This window comes from Exiguobacterium sp. s64, from assembly GCF_018618035.1.
In the GTDB taxonomy this organism is placed as follows: domain Bacteria; phylum Bacillota; class Bacilli; order Exiguobacteriales; family Exiguobacteriaceae; genus Exiguobacterium; species Exiguobacterium mexicanum_A.
Genome location: NZ_JACSLH010000019.1, coordinates 1 through 3,426, shown reverse-complemented (window position 1 = coordinate 3,426; position 3,426 = coordinate 1). Strand labels below are relative to the sequence as shown.

Here is a 3,426-nt window from a genome sequence, read left to right as displayed (position 1 = left end):
TGTATTTTGCAATACAAATGTGGTTCTTACGCAATGTTGGTGAATGATGATGAGCAATCGCCCGAAGGTGGTCGCTCATTTTTTTGGAATATCAGTGAGCACAACTCGGATCGGGATTTCGACAAAGCACCCGAATTCTGAGCAAGTCAAAATTTCCCCTTCCGTACATGAGTCGCTTCATCATCTTTAGACGATTGACGTTTCCTTCCACGTAACCATTGCTTTCTTCAAACTGACAGGCTGCCAGGATCACCTCTACATTTTGTTTGAGGCGACCCACGAAACGCTTCAGTCCGGGATGTGATGTGACTTGTGGATTGGTGATCAACGAAAGGAGATGCCCCGCGTCCCGTTCCCGAATCGCTTCCCGAAATCCTTGAATGAAACAGAACGGGATGGCGAGGTCTTCGTAACGGACCAACAGGTACGAGACATCGATGGTGTCATCCGTCCTAGTGACAGGCCATTGCCAGAGTAGACGACAGGCATCCTTGCGCGATACGAAAACCTGGGGTTCGGGAAGACCCTCACTCCGGGCGTCACGTGAACGGTGACGGACCGCGCCAAACGAGCCTCTGTAACCTAATTGTCTCAGATGAGCGTCCGTTTCCTGGAGTGTGTATCGATTTCGGACACATTCCCTCAATTGTGGCATGAAACGATCGATCAAGTGAGGTCTTTGTCGTTTCGGCGGGGAGGGTTCGTAAGCCGGATCACTGTATTTTTTGACGGTCCTCCAATTCAAGCTGAGCATCTGGGCGATCGCATTCAGACTCATCCCTTGGCGGTGCATGCTTTGAACCCTTTCGACCAACGGTCGTTTTGTCTCGTTCTCGGATCCAGTCGGATGTTGCGGTTTCAAACCGTATGATACGGCACCTTTCGGATTTACAGGGATTCGAGAGGGGAGGACACGCTGGCATATCGAATTGAGGCATCGCCATAGGTTATCTACGAGGTGGAAGCGGTCGCTCACCACTACGATGTCCTGGTCGAGCAATGCCTCTTGATAGGCTGGGAATCGATCGACCGATGCGCGGATAGGCCGTTTCTCCAGATTCACAAGCCAATCCTTCAACGTGTCTGCTTCGCGGGTCCGCAGCAGGTCGATGGGACGATGGGTGGTCGCGTCACAGATGATGGTCCCGTATCGGTGACCCTTTTTGAAGGCGAAGTCATCAATGCCGATCACCTCAGCGCAGGGGCTCGGGACGGGAACGCGTCGTAGCACCCTAAGTAGTGTGTCGTGACTGATTCGAAAACCTAGGACGGTCGTAACACGCTCGGCTTCCTTCGCACTCATGGCCAACATTAAAGTGGACAACACACGCTCCGTACGGAGCGTTCTCCGCGAATGAGAAATGGCCCACGGCAATCGCTCTGTAAAGATGGAACGTTGGCATATTGAGTTGTCGCAGAACCATTTCGGTACTTGAATGTTCAGACGGAAAACTTGATGTATTCCTGAGAAGTCTTTTAGCCGCCGTGTCGTGAAACTGTGACGTCGGTGACAAAACCGACCACAGTCTGGACAGCATGCACCGCTGGACACGAGACGAGCGGCACAGTGTCTCACCCCATCGTGTGAGTGAGCACTCGTGACGCACAGTCGATCATCTAAGAACTCCAACTCGTTCATGAGAATCAATCCTTTTTGATTTTATTCCCATAATGTCGGTATCACTACCTCACCAACATTGCGTAAGAACCACAAATGGTTCTTACGCAATGTTGGTGAATGATGATGAGCAATCGCCCGAAGGTGGTCGCTCATTTTTTTGGAATATCAGTGAGCACAACTCGGATCGGGATTTCGACAAAGCACCCGAATTCTGAGCAAGTCAAAATTTCCCCTTCCGTACATGAGTCGCTTCATCATCTTTAGACGATTGACGTTTCCTTCCACGTAACCATTGCTTTCTTCAAACTGACAGGCTGCCAGGATCACCTCTACATTTTGTTTGAGGCGACCCACGAAACGCTTCAGTCCGGGATGTGATGTGACTTGTGGATTGGTGATCAACGAAAGGAGATGCCCCGCGTCCCGTTCCCGAATCGCTTCCCGAAATCCTTGAATGAAACAGAACGGGATGGCGAGGTCTTCGTAACGGACCAACAGGTACGAGACATCGATGGTGTCATCCGTCCTAGTGACAGGCCATTGCCAGAGTAGACGACAGGCATCCTTGCGCGATACGAAAACCTGGGGTTCGGGAAGACCCTCACTCCGGGCGTCACGTGAACGGTGACGGACCGCGCCAAACGAGCCTCTGTAACCTAATTGTCTCAGATGAGCGTCCGTTTCCTGGAGTGTGTATCGATTTCGGACACATTCCCTCAATTGTGGCATGAAACGATCGATCAAGTGAGGTCTTTGTCGTTTCGGCGGGGAGGGTTCGTAAGCCGGATCACTGTATTTTTTGACGGTCCTCCAATTCAAGCTGAGCATCTGGGCGATCGCATTCAGACTCATCCCTTGGCGGTGCATGCTTTGAACCCTTTCGACCAACGGTCGTTTTGTCTCGTTCTCGGATCCAGTCGGATGTTGCGGTTTCAAACCGTATGATACGGCACCTTTCGGATTTACAGGGATTCGAGAGGGGAGGACACGCTGGCATATCGAATTGAGGCATCGCCATAGGTTATCTACGAGGTGGAAGCGGTCGCTCACCACTACGATGTCCTGGTCGAGCAATGCCTCTTGATAGGCTGGGAATCGATCGACCGATGCGCGGATAGGCCGTTTCTCCAGATTCACAAGCCAATCCTTCAACGTGTCTGCTTCGCGGGTCCGCAGCAGGTCGATGGGACGATGGGTGGTCGCGTCACAGATGATGGTCCCGTATCGGTGACCCTTTTTGAAGGCGAAGTCATCAATGCCGATCACCTCAGCGCAGGGGCTCGGGACGGGAACGCGTCGTAGCACCCTAAGTAGTGTGTCGTGACTGATTCGAAAACCTAGGACGGTCGTAACACGCTCGGCTTCCTTCGCACTCATGGCCAACATTAAAGTGGACAACACACGCTCCGTACGGAGCGTTCTCCGCGAATGAGAAATGGCCCACGGCAATCGCTCTGTAAAGATGGAACGTTGGCATATTGAGTTGTCGCAGAACCATTTCGGTACTTGAATGTTCAGACGGAAAACTTGATGTATTCCTGAGAAGTCTTTTAGCCGCCGTGTCGTGAAACTGTGACGTCGGTGACAAAACCGACCACAGTCTGGACAGCATGCACCGCTGGACACGAGACGAGCGGCACAGTGTCTCACCCCATCGTGTGAGTGAGCACTCGTGACGCACAGTCGATCATCTAAGAACTCCAACTCGTTCATGAGAATCAATCCTTTTTGATTTTATTCCCATAATGTCGGTATCACTACCTCACCAACATTGCGTAAGAACCACTCCTATTTTGCATTACACA

2 protein-coding genes are annotated in these 3,426 nt (G+C 51.6%); both read right to left on the bottom strand.

From position 1 onward, the window contains the following. Nucleotides 1-91 precede the first annotated feature (91 nt). On the bottom strand, nucleotides 92-1,639 hold the full coding sequence (locus tag KNP64_RS14640) for an ISL3 family transposase (RefSeq protein WP_128124366.1): 1,548 nt from the start codon (nucleotides 1,637-1,639) through the stop codon (nucleotides 92-94). A gap of 147 nt (nucleotides 1,640-1,786) precedes the next feature. Continuing rightward, on the bottom strand, nucleotides 1,787-3,334 hold the full coding sequence (locus KNP64_RS14635) for an ISL3 family transposase (protein WP_128124366.1): 1,548 nt from the start codon (nucleotides 3,332-3,334) through the stop codon (nucleotides 1,787-1,789). Between the last annotated feature and the right edge of the window lie 92 nt (nucleotides 3,335-3,426).